The sequence below is a fragment of the Shewanella sp. AS16 genome (assembly GCF_021412365.1).
GTDB classification, from domain to species: Bacteria; Pseudomonadota; Gammaproteobacteria; order Enterobacterales; family Shewanellaceae; genus Shewanella; species Shewanella salipaludis.
In genome coordinates this window covers 530,045-551,966 of sequence record NZ_JAKCLK010000002.1, presented here as the reverse complement: position 1 = coordinate 551,966, position 21,922 = coordinate 530,045, and the positions used below count along the sequence as shown (strand labels likewise).

Here is a 21,922-nt window from a genome sequence, read left to right as displayed (position 1 = left end):
ACTTGGGCCTGTGGCTCTGTCAGTCTGGTCGAACTCAATGGCATTTGCCAACCGGATGGCATGAACTTGGGGCCGGCGCGGGCTCGGTATGCCTGAGCTGCAGGGAAGGGAGGAATGTATGAGGTTGGAAGGGCATGCAAGGCGGCGCCTATGCAGGCGCCGCATTGGCGTTATTCTTTCGGGGCTTTCGCCGGCTGTTTTTCCGGCTCTGCTGCCGGCTCAGTTGCCGGCACTGGGGCGGTGTGTTGTTGCAGTATCTGGTGGATCAGGCGATCTTTATCGGCCCAGAGTTGGTTGAGCCAGCGCTGAAAATCGACCCTGTACTCGGGATCGCTGAAATAGCGCTTGTCGTCGACTCTGGGCACCGGCAGGGCTTGGATCCTCACCACTATCTTGTTGACCTTACCGCTCATGACCCCGAAGAGTATGTCCTTGGGGGCGTCCGGATACACAAGGGTGATATCGAGCACCTTGGTGAATTGCTCCCCCATGGCCGAGAGGGTGAAGGCGATGCCGCCGGCCTTGGGCCGCAGTAGGTAGCGGTATGGCGAGTTCTGGCGCCGGCGCTTGTCTTCGGTGAAGCGGCTGCCTTCGACATAGTTGATGATCGACGTCGGCATGTGTTTGAATTTCTCGCAGGCGCGGCGGGTGGTCGCCAGATCTTTACCCCTGAGCTTGGGATTCTTCTTCAACTTGGCCGGACTGGTTCTGTTCATGAAGGGCATGTCCAGTGCCCAGCAACCCAGGCCCATCAAGGGCACATACAGCAGCTCCTTCTTGAGAAAGAACTTCAACATGGGAATATGGTTACGCAGCAGGTAAGTTTGGGCTGCTATGTCGAAACCACTGAGGTGGTTGCTGATCAGCAGGTACCAGCCATGCTTGTCCAGCTCATCCAGCCCCTGGACATCCCATTCTATCTTGGCGATCAGAAACAGTATGCCGCCGTTGCAGCTGGCCCAGGCCCACATGCAGCGGTTCATCAGCGCCGTGATCCCCAGTTGCAGTGGCTTGATCGGCAGCAGGAACTTGACTATGCCCCCCAGGCTGATCAGGCAGCTCCACAGGACAGTGTTGATGATCAGCAGACTGAGGCTGAGTAAAAATACGATTGGGCCGGGAAGAAAACTAAACATGCTTGGCGCTATCCTCTGTTTGCTTGCCCGCCTGCTCGGCATATTGACTCAAGAGGGCATCTTTGCGCTGCCACAAAAGATTGAGCTGCTCCTGAAAGCCTATCTTGAATTGTCTGTCGTTCATGTAATCGCCGCGCATCTCCTGGGCTATGTCGGTGATCTTCACATCGACATAGACGCGACTCAGATCGCCACAGATATACTCCCAGAAGCTGGGCACCTTGCCCGGGTAGTAGATGGTGACATCGACCAGTTTATGGATCTGCTCACCCATGGCCGAGAGGGCGAAGGCCATGCCGCCGGCCTTGGGTTTCAGCAGATGCCGATAGGGCGAGCCTTGCTTGCTGTGTTTGGCTTGGCTGAAGCGGGTGCCCTCGACAAAATTCATCACACTGACGGGCTTATGCTTGAACTTGGCACAGGCCTTACGGGTGATCTCTATATCCTTGCCCTTGAGTTTGGGATTTTTCTTCAATTGGGCCGTGCTGTAGCGGCGCATGAAAGGAAAATCCAGGGCCCACCAGGCCAGCCCCAGCACAGGCACATACAGTAGCTGTTGCTTGAGGAAGAACTTGAGGAAAGGGATCTTATGGTTCAGCAGTCGTTGCAGTATCAGGATATCGACCCAGGACTGATGGTTGGCGATCACCATGTACCACTCCTGGGTGGAGAAATGCGTGTCACCGGAGAAACGTATGTCGACCGGGTGGAATAGCTTTTCAATGAGGGTATTGACGCTGATCCAGGCGCTGGCGCAATGATCCAGCAGATAACTGCAGCCGGTGCGCAGCGGCGTGACGGGAATGAGTTTGAACAGGCTGATGACGAAGATAGGCATGACCCAGAACAGGGTATTCACCACGTATCCACAGAAGGCGATCCAGCCCCTGACTCGTATTAATAATGCCCGCATGCAACTCTCCTGACAAAAAAGGGAGGCCTATGTTACTCGGTGTCGGCTCCGGGCTCAATCTCAGGTTCAGCTATGTTGGGGCATTCATATGCTGACTTGTGCCGGAGGAGGCGTGCAAGTTGCCTAAGCCAATGCCTTATGTTGCAGCTTGTCAGACCAAGTGCATGTCGGCGACTTTGACCACATTACCGCTGACGTTAATCTTGCTGATCCCGTTGGCGTCACACTCCAGACTGACGGCTATTTCGCTGGGTCTTCCCACGAATCGCCCTTGGCGTATGATAAGCTCATTGCTCTCGAGCAGTGCGTGCTTATGCAGGTAAGCGGCAACCGGGCCGGCGGCACTGCCGGTCGCTACGTCTTCAACCTTGCCACAGTTATCCCAGGTTCTGCCTTCTAGGCTATTGATATCCAGCGCATAGAGAAACTTGGCGCCATGTTTCTCCAGCAGGGGTTCCAGGTTCGCCACCTTGAACTCTATGTCTTCCAGGCCATGGGTCACAGGCAGTATTATGTAGGGCAGGCCGGTTGAGATCGCCTCGGCAGCCTGGCTGGTCCTGTGCGCTTCGCCCAGGTTCAGCGCCCCATACAAGACAGAGGCTTCCTCTGGGCTGAGCGTCTTGATGAAGTCGGGCCGACCCTGAGCCATGGTGGCGCTAAATGCCCCCTCTGTGACCGAGCTTGTGAGCAATACGCTGGTGTGATTCAGCTCGACCGACCATTGATGGGCAGGAGCCGCTCCGAACTCTTCATGTAAATGGTATGCCAACCCTATGAGCGGGTGTCCTGCGAAGTCGAGCTCTTCCTCCACTGTGAAGATTTTCGCCCTATACCTGCCATCGACAGCAGTCAGAAAGATAGATTCGAATTGGCGCATCTCCCGGGTCAGGGCCTGCATTTGCGCAGCCGTCAGCTCATCGAAATCGTAGAAAATCGTCAGTCCATTGCCCGTGAGCCTGGTATTGGTGAACACATCCACTAACTTACACTTCATCTATTTTCCCGAATTTTCAGCACATGGCATAAGGTTAAGGGCCGCCACTCGATTGCCCGCTTGAGTCATGACAACCAGAAACAAAAATCTTACTGTAACCGGAGCAGCATGCCAAACAAGGCGTCTAACTCAAAGTGCTTTTGTCAAAGTGCCTGTATCAAAATGCCTAAGTCTAAGTGCCTGTATTAAAGTGCCCAAGTCTAAATGCCTATGTCTAAATGCCTAAGTCTAAATGCCTGTGTCAAAGTGCGATTTCTGTGTATCTGTTTAGTGTCAGCCGGCTTTATCCAGGGCCACGGGGCGGCCTAGATACAGTTCAGGTTAAAGGCCAGCGCATCTGGCGCCGGGTCCGAGGCAAGTTGGGCCTGGTGTTGACTCAGTATCTCGTCGCTCAATTTCCCAGTCTGTGCCAGCAGCCCGTCTATTGCTGCCTCCAGTTGCTGTTTGTCGTGGTTTGATGCGGCTTGCTCCAGGGCCACGCTCAGGAATGAACCTGGGGGTGTCATCCTTGCAGGTTCTGCAAGGAGAACCTCGGCGGTTGTAGCATGGGCCATGGTGCCCATGGCGGATAAGATGCTGACTAGCAGCAGGGTGATGTATGTTTTCATTACTGACTCCTTGTAGCTTGGCTTGGCCCTCTGGCCCTGGCGATATCCCGGATGGATGTCACAGTGATACCTTCGCTGTACAGATAGCAGTAAGCGTGCCAAAAATATTTATTATTAAATTTCAATTGATTATATATTTTCCTGTCCGCTGTTAAACCTGAGCCCTGTCCGTTGCGACTGTCCGCTCGCCCTGCGGACAGAGTCGAGTGTCCGCCAGGCTGTAGCGCTTTTTCGGCAGGGGGAGATCCGGGTGTTATTGTTGTGCCAGCCGGGCCAGCAACCTGTCCATGGCCCGGTAACCCAGGGCCTGGGCCAAATGGCTGCGCTGCGCCCTGGGCTCCTGTTGCAGATCTGCTATGGTGCGGGCGACGCGCTGCAGCCGGTGAAAGCTGCGCACCGACAGCCCGAGTTTCACCACGCTCTGTTCGAGAAACAGCAGATCCGCCCCGGACAGGCCGCTGAATTGCTTGAGCTGAGTGCCGGTCAGCTCGCTGTTCAGCCTCCCCTGGCGGCCTAACTGAATGTCCCTGGCCCGCTTGACCCTGGCGGCGATCACTTGGCTGTTTTCCCCCTGCTGCGCCGTCTGAGTCAGGGTGCCCTGGGGCAGCCTGGGCACTTCTATGGTCAGGTCGAAGCGGTCGAGGAAGGGCCCGGACAGGCGGGCCAGATAGCGCTGGATCTGCTCCGGGGTGGCCCTGGACTGGCTGTCGGCATCGCCGCAGGGGCTGGGGTTCATGGCGGCAATCAGCTGAAAGCGGCTAGCGAAGGTGAGTTTGGCGGCGGCGCGGGAGATCACCACTTCGCCCGTCTCCATCGGCTCGCGCAGGCAGTCGAGCACCTTGCGGGGGAACTCGGCAATTTCGTCGAGAAATAACACGCCTCTGTGCGCCAGGGAGATCTCCCCCGGTTTGGGGATGCTGCCGCCGCCGACCAGGGAGATGGCCGAGCTGGTGTGGTGGGGCGAACGGAAGGGCCGGCGCAGGAAATCCTCGGGCTTGATGTCCAGTCCGGCCACAGAATGCAGGGCCGCGACCTCCAGTGCCTCGTCGTAGTTGAGTGGCGGCAGCAGAGGCATGATGCGGCTGGCGAGCATCGTCTTGCCTGTACCGGGCGGCCCCAGCATCAACAGGTTATGGTTGCCGGCGGCGGCGATCTCCAGCGCTTGCTTGGCCTGGTACTGGCCCAGCACTTCGCTCAGGCAGGGCTGGGGGGCTTGTGGCTCGGGGGGCAGCCATTCCAGGCGGCTGCTGATGCCGGGCAGCCGAGTCTGTCCCTGCAGGCAGGCGCTCAGGTTCTGCAGGTGGGCGGCGAAGCGGACCGCCCCATAGCCGACCAGTTCGGCATCATGGCGGTTATCCAGGGGCATGATCAGCCCATGCCCCTGACGCTTGGCCGCCAGTATCGCCGGCAACAGGCCTTGGCAGTAGCGGATATGGCCGGACAGCGCCAGCTCACCGATAAACTCCATCTCCTTCAGGCTCTGGAGCGGCACTTGCCCCGAGGCGGCGAGTATCCCTATGGCGATCGGCAAGTCGTAGCGGCCGCCCTGTTTGGGCAGATCGGCCGGTGCCAGGTTGACCGTGATCCTGCGTGTCGGGAATTCGAAGCCTGCGTTGATCAGGGCGCTGCGGACCCGCTCCCTGGCTTCCTTGACCGAGGCCTCGGGCAGGCCAACCAGATTGAAGGCGGGCAGGCCATTGCTCAGATGCACTTCCACCTTGACTTCCGGTGCCTCGACGCCGGCGCTGGCGCGGGTGGTGACACAGGCGATAGCCATCAACAAATCCTTTTGTTTTGGAAGATAATTTGAGTCTAGCAGCTATTGGCGCTCCTGCCTTGGGCCCGGCCATGGGGGCGAATAGTGGCGCTGACGGCCATGACAGATGCCGCGGGGCTTTCCCAATGGCAACAAGCGGATATAATAACCCGGCCACGACTGTCGGCCGCTAGACTTGAACCTGGGTACTGGCGCGGCCGGAGCCGTCCTGTTGCTGCCTTGGCGAGCGCTGTCTTAAGTCAGCTCATCAGCTGTATTGTTAAATAAGGTGTTCCATGACTCTGTTCGATAACCTGTTGGTGATCCTATGCCTGGTCGGTGCCAGCTGCTTCTTCTCCATGTCGGAGATCGCCCTGGCGGCGTCGCGCAAGATACGTTTGCGGCAGTTGGCCGATGAGGGCGACGTGCGGGCCGAGCGGGTGCTGCAACTGCAGGCCCATCCCGGCAGTTTCTTCACTGTGGTGCAGATAGGTCTCAATGCCGTCGCCATCATGGGCGGTATCGTCGGCGAGTCCGCCTTCAGGCCCCATTTCATTGCCCTGTTGCAGCCTTGGCTGGCCGATCCCTGGCTCGGCCAACTGAGCTTCCTCCTGTCTTTCGTGCTGGTCACCAGTCTGTTTATCCTGCTGGCGGATCTCATGCCCAAACGCGTCGCCATGGCGATGCCAGAGTGGGTGGCGCTGCGCTTGGTGGCCCCCATGTCCTGGTGCATCACAGTGCTCAGGCCACTGGTGTGGTTGTTCAACGGCCTGGCCAATGGCCTGTTCAAGTTGCTGCATATCCCCACAGCACGCAACGATGAGATCACCTCGGACGATATTTATGCCGTGATGAATGCCGGCGCCGAGGCCGGCGTGCTGGACAGAGGCGATCAGCAGATGATGGAGAATGTGTTTGAAATGCAAACGGTTTCTGTTACTTCAGCCATGACGGCGCGGGACAGCCTGGTGTATTTTCTGTTGCAGGACAGTGAAGAGGACATAAGGCGCAAGATCACCGAGGCGCCCCATACCAAGTTCCTGGTCTGCGACGGCCAGCTGGACACAGTCAAGGGCGTGGTCGATGCCAAGGAGCTGTTGATCCGGGTGATCAACGGCGAGCAGATCAGCCTGGAGGGCAGTAGCCTGGTGCACAATACCCTGATCATTCCCGACAGCCTGAGCCTGTCCGAGTCGATGGAATACTTCAAGAACAGCCGCGCCGACTTTGCCGTGGTGATGAACGAGTATGCCCTGGTGGTCGGGATAGTGACCACCAACGATCTGCAGCGTGCCGTGATGGGGGCTTGGTCGCTGCACGAGAGCGAAGAGCAGATCATCGCCCGCGACGCCAACTCCTGGCTGGTGGACGGGGTGACGCCGATAACCGACGTGATGCGCGCCTTCGGCATAGAGGAGTTCCCCCATAGCCAGAACTACGAGACCATAGCGGGTTTCATGATGTATATGCTGCGTAAGATCCCCAAACGCACAGATTTCGTTAACTATGCAGGTTACAAGTTCGAGGTGGTGGACATAGATGCCTACAGGGTAGATCAGTTGCTGGTGACCCGTCTCGATGCCCTGGATAAGGCGCAGTGATCCTGGTCCGGCGGGCAAGCAAGATTTAGCTGTTAACAGGAGCCGAGCCTCAGACCACGGCGAGGAACGCCGCTATTATGGGGTCGTCCAGCCGCTTCTGCTTACAGCAACAACCCAGCTCGAAGGCGGGAATGGCCACGGGCGAAGGCACCAGCTGCAGCCTATCCCTGACCGGGCTGTTATGCACAACCACATCCGGGGTGATGCTGACACCACAGCCAAGGGCCACCATGGAGGTCATAGCCTCCTGGCCCGAGACCTGGGCGTAGATCTTGGCCTCTATGCCCATCTGCTTGAACCAGTTGTCCGCCCTGCGCCTGCCGGGACCATGGTCCGGAATGATGAAGGGCAGGTTGCCCCAGTCTATCTCAGACTCGCCCAGCTGTTGCTGTACCCGGCAGTGGATGGTCGGGCCTATGATGACCAGGGGCACTTCCTCTATCTTGGCGAAGTGCAGGCTGGCGGGGAAGGGATCCGGCAGGGCGGCGATGGCGATATCGGCCTTTTGTTGCTGTATCTGGGTCAAGGCGTTGGCGGCATCACCCGTCGTCAGGTTGATTTCCACCAACGGCTGTTCGCGGCGAAACCTGTCCAGCAATCCGGGCAGATGGCTGTAGGCGGCGGTGACCGAGCAATAGATGTTCAACTTTCCATGCAGCAAGTCCTGGTGCGGATCTATGCGGGTCTTCAGGGTCAGCCACTGGCTCAGGGTCTGCTCGGCAAAGCGGCGAAACTCGAGTCCGGCATTGGTGAGTGACACGCTGCGGTTATCCCGTTGCAGCAGCTGGGTGCCGACTTCCTCTTCCAGGCGTTGCAGGGCCCGGCTGAGAGTCGAAGGGCTGACATGCATCTGCTCCGCGGTGCGGGCGAAATGCAGGCTGTCACAGAGATGCAGGTAGAGCTTGAGTGAGCGAATATCCATAGAGTTCCCGTCATGACTCGCGCCTGAGTGCCGACGAGACATGTTGCCAAAAACGCAATATCAGATTCCGAATATATCATTTTCCGCAATTAAAGCCATGAACTATAGTGAGTCCAATCACAATTTAGCCCGGTCATGAGCCAGGTAGATTGAGTCCCAAATTTCTGACTTTAAGGTGGTGTATCAGATGGCTAACTATTTTAACTCTCTGAACTTACGTCAACAATTAGCCCAGCTGGCACAGTGCCGTTTCATGGACCGCAGCGAATTCGCCAAGGGTTGCGACTATATCAAAGACTGGAACATAGTCATCCTGGGCTGTGGTGCCCAGGGCCTGAACCAGGGGCTGAACATGCGTGACTCAGGGCTGAACATCGCCTTCGCCCTGCGCCCCGAGGCCATAGCCCAGCAGCGGGCCTCATGGCGGCAGGCCACGGACAATGGTTTTCGGGTCGGCACCTTCGAAGCCCTGGTGCCGGACGCAGATCTGGTGCTCAACCTGACCCCGGACAAGCAGCATTCCAATGTGGTCAATGCCGTGATGCCGCTGATGAAACAAGGCGCGACCCTGGCCTATTCCCACGGCTTCAACATAGTCGAGGAAGGCATGCAGGTGCGTGAAGACATCACAGTCATTATGGTGGCGCCCAAGTGTCCCGGCACCGAGGTGCGGGAAGAATACAAGCGCGGCTTCGGCGTGCCGACACTGATCGCCGTGCATCCGGAGAACGACTCCCGCGGCGATGGCCTGGAGATCGCCAAGGCCTATGCCAGCGCCACCGGCGGCGACAGGGCCGGGGTGTTGCACTCGTCTTTCATCGCCGAAGTGAAGTCAGACTTGATGGGGGAGCAGACCATACTCTGCGGCATGTTGCAGACGGGTGCCATCCTGGGCTACGAGAAGATGCTTGCCGATGGGGTTGAACCCGGCTATGCCGCCAAGTTGATCCAGCAGGGCTGGGAAACAGTGACGGAAGCCCTCAAACATGGCGGCATCACCAACATGATGGACAGGCTGTCCAATCCGGCCAAGATCCGGGCCTTCGACATGGCCGAAGACTTGAAAGGCATACTGGCGCCCCTGTTCGAGAAGCACATGGACGACATCATCAGCGGCGAATTTTCCCGCACCATGATGGCCGATTGGGCCAACGACGATGCCAACCTGCTGCGCTGGCGCGCCGAAACCGCCGAGACGGGTTTCGAGCAAGCCCCGGTATCGAGCGAGCACATAGAGGAGCAGAGCTATTTCGATAAGGGCATCTTCCTGGTGGCCATGATCAAGGCCGGGGTCGAGTTGGCCTTCGATACCATGGTTGCCGCCGGAATAGTCGAAGAATCAGCCTATTACGAGTCGCTGCACGAGACGCCGCTGATCGCCAACACCATAGCCCGTAAGCGTTTGTACGAGATGAATGTGGTGATTTCAGATACTGCGGAATACGGTTGTTACCTGTTCAACCATGCGGCCGTGCCCTTGCTGCGCGACTATGTCAACGCCATGTCACCCGAGTTCCTGGGTGCCGGCCTGCAGGACAGCGGCAACGGCGTGGATAATTTGCGCCTCATCCAGGTGAATGATGCCATTCGTCATACCGGGGTGGAATACATAGGCGCCGAATTACGCGGCTATATGACGGACATGAAACGTATCGTCGACAATCATTGATAGCGTATTTTGTTGATTTAACTCAGCGGCCTGCCCGGCAGGCTAACGACAAGACATTAAGTTTGCACAGGAGCGGTTCGACATGAACTCCTATATGGCATGCGTCAGGTTCGATTTTGTTGTTGTTTTGCATTGTCTCGGCAAGGACGCTGAATTTTTTTAACGATAAGACATTTTGATTGTGTTTGTTGTTCGCTTCATGGTAAAGCTAATAGCTCGCATCCGGGCCATTAACCTGGACGACAACGAATTCAAACCCAAACTCAATACCCATAGGACACTGTTATTCATGTTTAACCAGGCTGCCAAGCTCCTCCTCGTGATTATTACCGTGGTGATTATTAAATCGCAGCGGGGGCGGCGCATGGCAAACAGACAGACCTAAAGGTTTAGAAGTTTCAAAGAACCCCCCGCTCCGCAAGGACCGGGGGGTTCTTTCGTTTCAGGGGCCGAAACTTGGCCCTGGGTACGGCAAGCAACGGCAACTCAGCGGCAATAACATTTTGGAAAACGAGAGAAAACATATGGAACCAGGGCAGATGATACGAGGCGCAGACGCAGTCATAAAGGTGTTGGCGGCCCATGGCGTGACCACGGTATTCGGTTATCCGGGCGGTGCCATCATGCCACTCTACGACGCCCTCTATGGTGCGCCGGTCGAACACCTGCTGAGCCGCCACGAGCAGGGCGCCGCCTTCGCCGCCCTGGGCTATGCCAGGGCCAGTGGCAAGACGGGGGTCTGCTTCGCCACCTCGGGTCCCGGGGCCACCAATCTCATCACCTCACTGGCCGATGCCCTGCTCGACTCAGTGCCCCTGGTGGCCATCACGGGCCAGGTATCCACCTCTGTCATAGGCACGGATGCCTTCCAGGAAATAGATGTGCTCGGCATGTCACTGTCCTGTACCAAGCATAGCTTCATGGTCACCCGGATAGACGAGCTGATCCCCACCTTGTACCAGGCGTTCGCGATCGCCGCCTCCGGACGTCCGGGCCCTGTGCTGGTCGATATCCCCAAGGATATCCAGCTCGCCGAGCTGGAATACCGCACGCCTCTGCTGGCGATAGTTAACGAGCCCAGGGCCGAGGCGGGTGACCTCGAGGCGGCGAGGCACTTGTTGGCCCAGGCCCGCCAGCCGATCCTCTATGTCGGCGGCGGGGTCGGCATGGCCGGCGCAGTCGAGCAGCTGCGCGACCTGATCCGGCTGACGGGCCTGCCGTCTGTGGCCACCCTCAAGGGACTGGGCGCCATAGCCCACGACACCCCTGGGTATCTCGGCATGCTCGGCATGCACGGCGGCAAGGCGGCCAATCTGGCGGTACAGGACTGCGATCTCTTGCTGGTGGTCGGCGCCAGATTCGATGACAGGGTGACGGGCAAGCTGGCCAGCTTCGCTCCCAAGGCCAAGGTCATACATCTGGACATAGATGCCGCCGAACTCGGCAAGCTGCGCCGGGCGGACGTCGCCATCGCCGGCGATCTGCGGCAGATCTTGCCGGCGCTGGCCATGCCGCTGAACATCACGCCCTGGCAGGCCGAGGTGGAACATCTGGCGCGCAAGCATAGATGGGACTATCGGCATCCGGGCAAGCTCATCTATGCCCCCGCCATGTTAAGGCGCCTGGCCAACAAGCTGCCCCAGGACAGCGTCGTCAGCTGTGACGTGGGCCAACATCAGATGTGGGTGGCGCAGCATATGTGGTTCCGCCGCCCCGAGGATCATCTGTCGAGCGCTGGGCTTGGTACCATGGGCTTCGGCTTGCCTGCGGCGATTGGTGCCCAGATGGCCCGCCCAGGGGCGACAGTGGTGCTGGTGTCAGGGGATGGCTCCTTCATGATGAATGTGCAGGAGCTGACCACCATCAAGCGGCGCCGGCTGCCGGTGAAGATCTTGCTGCTCGACAACCAGAAGCTCGGCATGGTGAAGCAGTGGCAACAGTTGTTCTTCGAGGAGAGGTACAGCGAGACAGATCTGTCGGATAACCCGGATTTCGTGCTGATGGCCTCGGCCTTCGACATCCCGGGGCGCAGCATCACGTCTGCCGATGAGGTCGAACAGGCGCTGGAGCAGATGCTGACCGCCCAGGGGCCTTATCTGCTGCACGTGGCGATAGACGATGCCTTCAACGTCTGGCCCTTGGTACCACCCGGGGCTTGCAACAGCGAGATGATGGATGAGCCGGAGACGCGCACATGAAGCTCTCACAGGCACTGGCTTATGCCCTTACCCCCTGGCCCCTGCAGCTTCTGCAATGGGCCGGCAACAACACTATGGACCAAAAGGAGACACGCACATGAGGCACTCACTGGAACTAACAATGCAGCAGCGTCCCGAGGTGTTGGAGCGGGTGCTGAGGGTAACACGCCATCGTGGCTTTACAGTCACCCAACTGCAGATGCGCATCAACGAAGATGCCAGCCTGTCGCTGGATATCATGGTGGATGCCGAGCGCGCCATAGAATTGCTGAGCAATCAGCTGAACAAGCTGATAGATGTCACCCAATGCCGGGTCATCCCGGCCGCAGCTTTATCCCATAACGTCTGTGCCCAATAGTCCAATAGAAAGAGGTTAGTATGGCTGCAAAACAAGCTGAGTGGATTTGGTTTAACGGCGAGATCATGCCCTGGGGCGATGCCAAGGTGCATGTCATGTCCCACGCGCTGCATTATGGCACTTCCGTGTTCGAGGGCATCAGGGTCTACGATACCCATCTGGGGCCGGCGGGATTCCGGCTGACCGATCATGTGCAGCGCCTGTTCGACTCGGCCAAGATCTACCGCATGCAGCTGCCCTACAGTTTCGATGAGGTGATGCAGGCCTGCCGTGACGCGGTTGTGCATAACGGCTTGCCCAGTGCCTATGTTCGCCCCCTGGTGTTTATCGGCGATGTGGGCATGGGGATCACCCCGCCGCAGGGCGTGGATTGCGACATGGTGGTGGCGGCCTTCCCCTGGGGGGCTTACTTGGGTGAGGACAGCATGGAAGCCGGGGTGGATGTGGCCGTGACCTCCTGGCAACGGCTGGCACCCAACACCATACCCACGGGGGCCAAGGCGGGGGGAAATTATTTGTCTTCGCTGCAGATCTCCACCGAGGCCAAGCGCAACGGTTTCCATGAAGGCATAGCCCTGGATGTCAATGGCCTGGTCAGCGAAGGCGCCGGCGCCAACCTGTTCGTGGTGAAGAAGAATAAGCTCTATACCCCGCCGGCGACGGCGGCGATCCTCATGGGGATCACCAGAGACACTATCATTAGCCTGGCGAAAGACTTAGGTTATGAGGTGGTCGAGGAGCCGATGGCGCGGGAGTTCCTCTATGTTGCCGACGAGATTTTCATGACAGGCACTGCCGCGGAAATAGTGCCGGTGCGCAGCGTGGACAGGCTGCAGGTGGGTGAGGGCAAACGTGGCCCTGTGACCCGCAGGATACAGAGCGCCTTTTTCGGCCTGTTCAACGGTGAAACCCAGGATAAATGGGGCTGGCTGGAACCGCTGTAACAGGCAACGCCCGGGTCAGCCCTCACATTTTCAGAATTAAAAGGACAGTCGCAATGCCTAAATTACGTTCAGCTACCAGTACAGAAGGCCGCAACATGGCCGGTGCCCGCGCCCTGTGGCGTGCCACCGGGGTCAAGGATGGTGATTTCGGCAAGCCCATCATAGCCATAGCCAACTCCTTCACCCAGTTCGTACCAGGACATGTGCACCTCAAGGACATGGGTTCCCTGGTGGCCGGCGCCATCGAAGAGGCCGGCGGTATCGCCAAGGAGTTCAATACCATAGCAGTGGATGACGGCATCGCCATGGGGCATGGCGGCATGCTCTACAGCCTGCCGTCGCGGGAGCTGATCGCCGACAGCGTCGAGTATATGGTCAATGCCCACTGTGCCGATGCGCTTGTGTGTATCTCCAACTGCGACAAGATCACCCCAGGCATGCTGATGGCGGCGCTGCGACTGAATATTCCCGTGGTGTTCGTTTCCGGTGGCCCCATGGAAGCGGGCAAGACCAAGCTGTCGGATAAGCTGATCAAGTTGGATCTGGTCGATGCCATGGTGGCGGCCGCCGACGACAAGGTATCGGATGAAGACAGCGAGAAGATTGAACGCAGTGCCTGCCCCACCTGTGGCTCCTGTTCCGGCATGTTCACCGCCAACTCGATGAACTGTCTGACCGAAGCCTTGGGTCTGTCTCTGCCCGGCAATGGCTCCATGTTGGCGACCCATGCCGACCGGCGGGAGCTGTTCCTCGAGGCCGGCCGCCGGGTGATGGCGCTGGCCAAGCGTTATTATCTGGATGACGATGCCTCGGCATTGCCGCGCAACATAGCCAATCTCAAGGCATTCGAGAATGCCATGGCATTGGATATCGCCATGGGCGGCTCCTCCAATACCGTGCTGCACCTGCTGGCGGCGGCCCAGGAGGCCGAGGTGGATTTCACCATGGCGGATATAGACAGGATGTCACGCCGGGTGCCACACCTGTGCAAGGTGGCACCCTCGACCCCTGAGTATCATATGGAGGATGTGCATAGGGCCGGCGGCGTGATGGGGATCCTGGGGGAGCTCGACAGGGCCGGGCTGCTGCATACGGATGTTTACCATGTGGCGGCGGACGAGGGCGGCAACCTGGGATCTGTGCTGGCCAGGTACGACATAGCCCAGAGCCAAGATCCGGCTGTGAGGCACTTCTTCAGCGCCGGCCCCGCCGGCATTCCCACCACCAAGGCGTTCAGCCAGGATTGCCGTTGGCCGTCGGTGGATGACGACAGGCAGGCGGGCTGTATTCGCAGCCGCGAGTTCGCCTTCAGTCAGGAAGGCGGGCTGGCGGTGTTGTCCGGCAACCTGGCCGAGAATGGCTGCATAGTCAAAACCGCCGGGGTGGATGCCGACAACCTGAGCTTCGTCGGCAGGGCGCGGGTGTACGAGAGCCAGGATGACGCAGTCGCAGGCATCCTCGGCGGCGAAGTGGTTGCCGGCGATGTGGTGGTGATCCGCTACGAGGGCCCCAAGGGCGGACCCGGGATGCAGGAAATGCTCTATCCCACCAGTTACCTCAAGTCCCGCGGCCTGGGCAAGGCCTGCGCCCTCATCACAGACGGGCGTTTCTCCGGTGGCACTTCGGGCCTGTCCATCGGCCATGTGTCCCCCGAAGCCGCGGCCGGAGGCACCATAGCCCTGATAGAGAATGGCGACCGAATAGAGATAGACATTCCCCGCCGCAGCATCAAGCTGGTGGTGGCGGACGCCGAGCTGGCTCGGCGCCGTGAGGCCATGCAGGCCTTGGGGCCGCTGGCGTGGAAGCCTGTGGGACGGCAGCGTTATGTGTCGCTGGCGCTGAAAGCCTATGCCTTGCTCGCCACCAGTGCCGACAAGGGCGCGGTGCGGGATCGCAGCAAGTTGGAGTACTAGTATGTTGGCATCCTTCCCCCAGAAAAACACGGCACAGGCGGCGCTGGATTTGGCCCAGTACTATCTGCAAAAAATCCTCCTGTCTTCCGTGTATGAGGTGGCCAGGGTCACGCCCCTGTCGAGCCTGAACAAGTTGTCGGCGCGCCTGGGTTGCCAGGTGTTCCTCAAGCGGGAAGACCTGCAACCCGTGCATTCCTTCAAGCTGCGCGGCGCCTACAATCGCATCGCCGCCCTGAGTCAGGAGAAATGCGCGCTGGGGGTGGTGTGTGCCTCGGCGGGTAATCATGCCCAGGGGGTGGCCATGTCGGCGGCGGCGCGGGGTCTGGACGCTGTGATCGTCATGCCCTCCACCACCCCGGATATCAAGGTCGATGCGGTGCGCCGCCTGGGGGGTAATGTGCTGCTGCATGGTCAGGGTTTCGATCAGGCCAACGACCATGCCATGCAGCTGGCAAGGGACGAGGGTCGGGTCTATATAGCACCGTTCGACGACGAGGCGGTGATCGCCGGCCAGGGCACCATAGCCCAGGAGCTGCTGCAGCAACAGCGGGATCTGGAAGTGATCTTCGTGCCCGTCGGCGGCGGTGGCCTGATCGCCGGCATTGCCGCCTATTACAAGGCGGTGTTGCCCGGGGTGAAGATCATCGGCGTCGAGCCGGAGGATGCCGCCTGTCTGCAGGCGGCACTCGAGGCCGGTGAACCAGTGACCCTGCCTCAGGTCGGCTTGTTTGCCGATGGGGTGGCGGTCAAGCGCATAGGCGCCGAACCCTTCAGGCTGGCGCGGGAGTTTGTCGATGGGGTGATCACAGTCACTTCGGATGAGATCTGCGCTGCGGTGAAGGATATTTTCGAGGATACCCGCGCCATAGCCGAACCCGCCGGCGCCCTGTCGCTGGCCGGCTTGAAGAAGTATCTGGGCGCCGATGGCAAGGGCGAGAAGGTGGCGGCGATCCTCAGCGGTGCCAACGTCAACTTCCATAGCCTCAGGTATGTATCCGAGCGTTGCGAGCTGGGCGAGCATAAGGAAGCTGTGCTGGCGGTGAAGGTGCCCGAGCGTCCCGGCAGTTTTCTGCGTTTCTGTGAGCTGCTGGATAAGCGGGTAATGACAGAGTTTAACTATCGCTTCAGCAGTCGGGAGCAGGCGGTGGTGTTCGCCGGTATTCGTCTGAGTCGGGGCCAGGGTGAGCTGGCCGAGATCATCGCCACCTTGGAGGCCAACGGTTTCGAAGTGCAGGATCTGTCCAGGGACGAGACCGCCAAGTTGCATGTGCGCTACATGGTCGGCGGTCATCCGCCCGAGCCATTGCAGGAGCGCTTATTCAGCTTCGAATTTCCCGAGCATCCGGGCGCGCTGCTGCAATTTTTAACCACGCTGCAGAGCCAGTGGAACATCAGCCTGTTTCATTACCGTAACCATGGGGCGGCCTTCGGCAGGGTGTTGGCCGGCTTCGAGGTACCGGCGGCGGATGCGTTGGCCTTCCAGCAGTTTCTCACCGAACTCGGGTTCGTCTACCAGGAAGAAACCCAGAGCCCGGCCTATAGATTGTTCCTGAACTCGGGCCATGGCGCGGAGCATGGCGCAGATAATAGCTAGTGCCGGGCGCCATAGTGCTTTTTTCATGCTAGTGTATTTGAGCTTTTACTCTTATTTTCGCCCGGGAGCGCGGCAATGCCGTGCTCGCCCCGGCTGCAAGAGTCGAGCTAACCAGCAGCCATAGCCATGATCCATAACCATGACCATAACCACCCGCTAACTTGCACGCCCAAGGAGACATGATGTTACCAGCACAGCTATTGCAAGCCCCTGAGGTTCACGCCTTCAATCCGCCCCGCCGCATCCTGATGGGCCCAGGACCATCGGATGTCTACCCCCAGGTGCTGGCGGCCCAGGCCAGGCCCACGGTAGGGCATCTGGATCCCCTGTTTGTCGGCATGATGGATGAGCTCAAGCGTCTGATCCAATACGCCTTTCAAACCAGCAACGAGATGACGCTGGCGGTCTCGGCCCCCGGCAGTGCCGGCATGGAGGCCTGTTTCGTCAACCTGGTGGAGCCGGGTGAGAAGGTCATAGTCTGTCGTAACGGGGTGTTCGGCGAGCGCATGCGCCAGAATGTCGAGCGGGTCGGCGCGGTGGCAGTGGTGGTCGATAACGACTGGGGCACCCCTGTCGACCCAGAGGCGGTCGAGGCGGCGCTCAGGGCACACCCGGATGCCAAGTTCCTGGCCTTCGTCCATGCCGAGACCAGCACGGGTGCCCTGTCCGATGCCAAGACCCTGTGTGGCTTGGCCAGGGAGCATGGCTGTCTGTCGATCGTCGATGCCGTGACCTCCCTTGGCGGGGTCGAACTCAGGGTCGATGACTGGGGCATAGATGCCATCTATTCCGGCAGCCAGAAATGTTTGTCCTGCGTGCCCGGCTTGTCACCCCTGTCTTTCTCGCCGGCGGCGGTGGCAAAACTGCGCAGCCGCAAGACGCAGGTGCAGAGCTGGTTTCTGGATCAGAGCCTGGTGATGGGCTATTGGGGCAGTGATATGGGCGCCAAGCGCAGCTATCACCATACGGCGCCGGTCAATGCCCTCTATGCGCTGCATGAATCCTTACGTTTACTGGCACTCGAGGGGCTGCAACAGGCCTGGCAACGCCATGCCGAGATGCACTCTGTCCTGCGTCAGGGGCTGGAGCGACTCGGGCTAGAGTTCGTGGTCGAGGAGGCCGCGCGCCTGCCGCAACTCAATGCCGTGTATATCCCCGCAGGGGTGGACGACGCCTTGGTGCGCCAGCGTCTGCTCAACGACTATAACCTGGAGATAGGTGCCGGCCTGGGGGCGCTCGCCGGCAAGGCCTGGCGCATAGGTCTGATGGGTTATGGCGCCAGGCGGGAGAATATTTCCCTATGCCTGCGGGCGCTGGAGGAAGTGCTGGGTTAAGCATCGTTTCAGCAGCCCGCGCCTCGTCATCTGTGGCCCTGGAGCCCCCTTGGAGCCAGGCAGCCGCAGCATAGGGAGTATGCAGGCGGATGGCAGTTATGTTCTCAGTTGGTCTGCTTCGACGAATGCGGTTTACTACCGGCACACCTACATGCTGGGTTCAGTGGTGGCTGAGTCGGGCAATACACCTGCCAAAACCGGCAAGCGTAGTTGGGTTGACGCCATCACAATACAGCCGCGACGATAATTATCATCTGGTGCTGAAAATCGACCTTGCCGCTTAAGATAGCCAGTCTCAACTTGAATTGGTTGAACCCCGGTTGGCCAACGCTTTGTTATATTCAGGTCAATTGCTGATATGATGTTTGGACTTTCTCATATTGTGTCGGTTCAAGTGGAGTGCTATAGAGTCTGTTCGCAAAGCTTGCAAAAGGTTCACGTATTTTTACAACAACACCCTGCACTATTGGCAGCGAAAATGACCGGTAATATTGTGGCACTGTCTTACAATTACGCTGGCGACTGCGAGTCATGGAATGCTAATACGAGTGTGTTTCTAAGGTATTGTAACAATTCTAAATTGAATTCGTGTGTTGTTGATGCTATTATAATTCCCATATAAATATAAGGTTTTATACTAGATAATAAGTCGATTTCATTCTGGTTAAGAGTCATTAGGTTAATATAATTATGATAAAAGTTTTTGTATTTTTGCTGTCATTATCAACTTTTACAGTGTTAGCTTCCGGGTGGTCCAATCCCCTCAGTATAAATGAAATTTATGTGTATGGTGATTTTGATGAAATATACTTAGTCACAAGTGGAGGTTCGGCTTATACGCCGAATTGTGTTGTCGATAGTTGGGCAGTTAAAGCTGCTAATGCTGATAGCAAAAACAGAATGTATAGTGCACTCATGGCGGCTCAGCTGTCAGGGAGAAAAGTCAGGTTATGGTATGGCGATAGCTGCGATACTAGATTGAATTCTCACACAACCAATGTTCTCCGAATTTTGTCAGAGAAATAATGCAGTGGTTTACTTTGGCCTTGTTAACCATAAGGACTGCCATAACTTTTGAAATTCGTAAACCATCGATCAGGCTTTGAGTTATCGCCTTTTGCCTGTCGAGGCGTGCCATGATCACAGCCAGTTGGTTGATGTCGAAAGCACGCCCTTCAGTAACCCTCCTCTAAAATAGTCTTATCCATGAGACTCCCCCTTTTTTAACAGATGGGGGGCAACTAAAGCTGGTTAAATTTATGCCAGATAAATTTGTAACGTGATTAATCTCTGTGTACGAGGGGCGTTTTTGCGACGACTGGTCTTTATCATGATTCTCGTGCACTCAATCTGATCTTTCCCCTGTATTAGTACCAGTCATCCTGTGAGAATTCCTTCATTATGCCACCCGTTTTGCAAACTCACTTGGTGGCAGATAATTCAGTGAGCTGTGCGGGCGCACTTCATTGTAATGTGTCCGCCAATGCGCTATTTCTTGCCTTGCTTCGTGCAAATCCCTAAACCAATGTTGGTTGAGACAGGCATCCCGAAACTTACCGTTAAAACTTTCTACGAAGGCGTTTTGTGTTGGCTTACCCGGCTGGATGAAGCTCAGTTTTACGTCCTGCGACTTTGACCAGAAGAACATCACCTTACTGGTAAACTCGGGGCCGTTATCACAGACTATCGATTGCGGGCGTTGACGCTGTGCTATTAGTTGCTTCAAGAAACGCGATACCTGCTCGCCAGAGAGTGACACGTCGGCAAGCTGTCCGATGCATTCACGACTGTAGTCATCGACGACATTGAGTACCCGGAAGCGTCTGCCACTTGCCAATTGATCTGAAACGAAGTCCATCGACCAGCGTTCGTTGATACCATTGGGTAACGATATGGGAATGCGGGGGCGTATCAGCTTCTTACGCTGCTTGGTACGAACTTGGAGGCCCAATTCGGTATACAACCGGTAGGTACACTTCTTGTTCTCGACCAGACCTTCCGCCTTGAGCAAGCCATGTAGCAGCAAGTAACCATAGCGCGGATAGCGCACTGCCAACTCTTTCAAGCGGGATTTAACGGCCTCATCATCCCGACAAATACCAACATAACGCGCTGCCGTCCTGCTGATGCAAAACAGCAGGCAGGCCCGTCTCTCACTCAGGTTGTGTATTGTCTTCGCCAGACTAACCACGGCTTTTTTAGCCGCTGGCGTCACCACTTTTTTGAGACGACATCTTTCAACACAGCATTATCCAACATGGCTTCAGCCAACAGTTTTTTCAGCTTAGTGTTTTCGCTTTCCAGTTCTTTCAGGCGCTTGGCGTCGCTAACTTCCATGCCACCGTACTTGGATTTCCAGCGATAAAAGGTGCCTTGGGCAATGCCGTAACGCCGGCAAATGTCTTCGACCTTGCAGCCGGATTCATGCTCCTTGAGGGCACAGATGATTTGCTCTTCCGTAAAACGTTTCTTCTTCATTGTCAGATCTCCTGGTTACTAGCGTAATCGGAAATCTCACATTCGTTATGGTGTTAAATCTGGGGGAAAGGTCAAATCTTTAGCATGTTATCAACTAACCATTTGATAGTAATGTGCTTTTAGTGCGTCAAGATCTTGGTGAACAATGAGTCAGCGACCGATGGACTCAGCTCAGGATCTTTTCTTACCGGGTAAAAATGTTTGGTTATGGCGCCAGACGGGAGAATATTTCCCTATGCCTGCGGGCACTGGAAGAAGTGCTGGGCTAGTTTAGCTCGGGAGCTCTGCCCCGGTCTGGCGTGGCACACTGGCGGCTATGAGTTCCCGCAACCATTTATGGCTGGGATCCAGTTCGAAGTGCCTATGCCACATCAAGAGGTAGGCGCCGGGCACCAGGCTGACGGGCACGGGTAAATGGGTTAAGGCATACGCCTTGGCCATCAGGGTGGCATATTTGGCCGGCGCGCAGAGTATGAGATCACTCTGCTCGCATAAGGTCAGTGCACTCTGGAAATCCGTCATGTTGACGGCAATATCCCGCCTGTAGCCCTCGAGCTGCAATACCTCATCGAGCAACCAATGTTCTATGCCGCCGAAGGCGACCTGCAGATGACGGTAGCGCAGGAAGCTGGTCAAATTCCAGCTTTGGGCCAGCGCCGGATGATCGCGTCTCAGCAGGCATACCGGATGATCCCGCACCAACTCCAGGTACCTCATGTCGTCCGGGATATGGCTGATATGCAGGGGAGAGCGCGGATCCCACTCGCGGCAGACGATGGCGAGATCTATCTCGCAGCGCTGCAGTTTATCCATGCTGTCCAGCGCCAGGGTCTGGCTGTTGAGGCTGATGCCGGGTGCTTGGGCCAGCAGTTTGGGCATGAAGAAGGGAAAGGTCAGCGAATAGGCGGTTTCCACCAAGTGCAGCCGGAATTGCCGCCGGCTCAATTCCGGCTCGAACTTGTCCGGGCGGGTGAATTGCGCCAGTTGTTGCAGGCATGAACGCAGCTCCGGTCCCAGGGCGATGGCCTTGGGTGTCGGCCTCAGGCCGTAGGCAGTGCGCTCGAACAGGGGATCATCGAAGATCTCCCGCAACCGGGTGAGCTGTTTGCTGACGGCAGACTGGCTCAGGTGCAATCTGGATGCCGCCGCTGTGACACTCTGCTCTTCCAGTAAGATTTCCAATACTGGCAGTAAATTTAAGTCGAGTCGTTTCAGAGTCTGCTCTCCCTGACTGAATCCAACCTGCTGCTATGATGAGGTAAATAATGAAAACACCAGAGTGTAAATGATTTAGCCGGGTCAGGCTGAGCTTTTCGATAAAAAATGGCTCAGGGTCTTTTTTATACAAATTCCATAAAAATTCCATAAAAAAATCCCGGCAACAAAAATCCTGCTGCCGGGGCCTTCAAGGGTGAACTGAACGCTTTGCGAGTGGTTACAGAGAGGATGCTGATTAGCGGGTCTGTAACCCTAAGTTGGTGCCGCTGCCACCCAAGTCATCGGC

The 21,922-nt window shown here is 57.5% G+C and carries 16 protein-coding genes; 8 read left to right on the top strand and 8 right to left on the bottom strand.

The window, feature by feature from the left end; all coding sequences use genetic code 11:
- Positions 1-170 precede the first annotated feature (170 nt).
- The 5 genes from LZP73_RS07195 to LZP73_RS07175 all read right to left on the bottom strand — a co-directional run bounded on the left by LZP73_RS07195 (position 171) and on the right by LZP73_RS07175 (position 5,428).
- Positions 171-1,136 (bottom strand): acyltransferase, encoded by a 966-nt coding sequence (locus LZP73_RS07195; RefSeq protein ID WP_234233782.1) that lies wholly within the window; start codon positions 1,134-1,136, stop codon positions 171-173.
- On the bottom strand, positions 1,129-2,049 hold the full coding sequence (locus LZP73_RS07190) for an acyltransferase (RefSeq protein ID WP_234233780.1): 921 nt from the start codon (positions 2,047-2,049) through the stop codon (positions 1,129-1,131). The genes LZP73_RS07195 and LZP73_RS07190 overlap by 8 nt, the downstream gene beginning before the upstream one ends.
- Before the next feature lie 151 nt (positions 2,050-2,200).
- Positions 2,201-3,043: a PhzF family phenazine biosynthesis protein gene (locus LZP73_RS07185; RefSeq protein ID WP_234233778.1), complete on the bottom strand. Its 843-nt coding sequence runs from the start codon at positions 3,041-3,043 to the stop codon at positions 2,201-2,203.
- A gap of 305 nt (positions 3,044-3,348) precedes the next feature.
- The gene (locus LZP73_RS07180; protein WP_234233777.1) at positions 3,349-3,651 is read right to left on the bottom strand and encodes a hypothetical protein; all 303 of its coding nucleotides are present in this window, start codon (positions 3,649-3,651) and stop codon (positions 3,349-3,351) included.
- Between the two features lie 253 nt (positions 3,652-3,904).
- Entirely contained in the window at positions 3,905-5,428 is a 1,524-nt protein-coding gene (locus tag LZP73_RS07175; protein WP_234233776.1) for a YifB family Mg chelatase-like AAA ATPase, read from the bottom strand.
- 275 nt (positions 5,429-5,703) lie between these two features.
- Here LZP73_RS07175 and LZP73_RS07170 point away from each other — a divergent pair, with 275 nt between their 5' ends.
- On the top strand, positions 5,704-7,008 hold the full coding sequence (locus tag LZP73_RS07170) for a hemolysin family protein (RefSeq protein WP_234233775.1): 1,305 nt from the start codon (positions 5,704-5,706) through the stop codon (positions 7,006-7,008).
- Positions 7,009-7,057: 49 nt separating this feature from the next.
- Here the strand turns inward: LZP73_RS07170 and ilvY are convergent, their stop codons facing one another.
- Entirely contained in the window at positions 7,058-7,930 is an 873-nt protein-coding gene (gene ilvY / locus LZP73_RS07165) for an HTH-type transcriptional activator IlvY (RefSeq protein ID WP_234233774.1), read from the bottom strand.
- Between the two features lie 187 nt (positions 7,931-8,117).
- Between ilvY and ilvC the strand changes: the two genes are divergently transcribed.
- The 7 genes from ilvC to LZP73_RS07130 all read left to right on the top strand — a co-directional run bounded on the left by ilvC (position 8,118) and on the right by LZP73_RS07130 (position 17,940).
- Entirely contained in the window at positions 8,118-9,599 is a 1,482-nt protein-coding gene (ilvC, locus tag LZP73_RS07160; protein ID WP_234233773.1) for a ketol-acid reductoisomerase, read from the top strand.
- A gap of 524 nt (positions 9,600-10,123) precedes the next feature.
- On the top strand, positions 10,124-11,797 hold the full coding sequence (gene ilvG / locus LZP73_RS07155; protein ID WP_234233772.1) for an acetolactate synthase 2 catalytic subunit: 1,674 nt from the start codon (positions 10,124-10,126) through the stop codon (positions 11,795-11,797).
- A 97-nt stretch (positions 11,798-11,894) separates the two neighbouring features.
- Positions 11,895-12,155 (top strand): acetolactate synthase 2 small subunit, encoded by a 261-nt coding sequence (ilvM, locus tag LZP73_RS07150; RefSeq protein WP_234233770.1) that lies wholly within the window; start codon positions 11,895-11,897, stop codon positions 12,153-12,155.
- Positions 12,156-12,175: 20 nt separating this feature from the next.
- Positions 12,176-13,099: a branched-chain amino acid transaminase gene (locus tag LZP73_RS07145; RefSeq protein WP_234233768.1), complete on the top strand. Its 924-nt coding sequence runs from the start codon at positions 12,176-12,178 to the stop codon at positions 13,097-13,099.
- Positions 13,100-13,152: 53 nt separating this feature from the next.
- Entirely contained in the window at positions 13,153-15,012 is a 1,860-nt protein-coding gene (gene ilvD / locus LZP73_RS07140; protein ID WP_234233766.1) for a dihydroxy-acid dehydratase, read from the top strand.
- 1 nt (position 15,013) lies between these two features.
- Positions 15,014-16,606, top strand: a complete 1,593-nt coding sequence (gene ilvA, locus LZP73_RS07135) for a threonine ammonia-lyase, biosynthetic (RefSeq protein WP_234233764.1) — start codon at positions 15,014-15,016, stop codon at positions 16,604-16,606.
- 182 nt (positions 16,607-16,788) lie between these two features.
- Positions 16,789-17,940, top strand: coding sequence for a pyridoxal-phosphate-dependent aminotransferase family protein (locus LZP73_RS07130; protein ID WP_234234248.1), 1,152 nt, complete (start codon positions 16,789-16,791; stop codon positions 17,938-17,940).
- 1,399 nt (positions 17,941-19,339) lie between these two features.
- Here the strand turns inward: LZP73_RS07130 and LZP73_RS07125 are convergent.
- Positions 19,340-20,418, bottom strand: a protein-coding gene (locus tag LZP73_RS07125; RefSeq protein WP_234233762.1) for an IS3 family transposase whose coding sequence is annotated in 2 segments (ribosomal slippage) — positions 19,340-20,166 and positions 20,166-20,418 — 1,080 coding nt in all. Because the reading frame shifts where the segments join, the coding sequence is not laid out codon by codon here.
- Positions 20,419-20,688: 270 nt separating this feature from the next.
- Positions 20,689-21,633: a LysR family transcriptional regulator gene (locus LZP73_RS07120; protein WP_234234246.1), complete on the bottom strand. Its 945-nt coding sequence runs from the start codon at positions 21,631-21,633 to the stop codon at positions 20,689-20,691.
- Between the last annotated feature and the right edge of the window lie 289 nt (positions 21,634-21,922).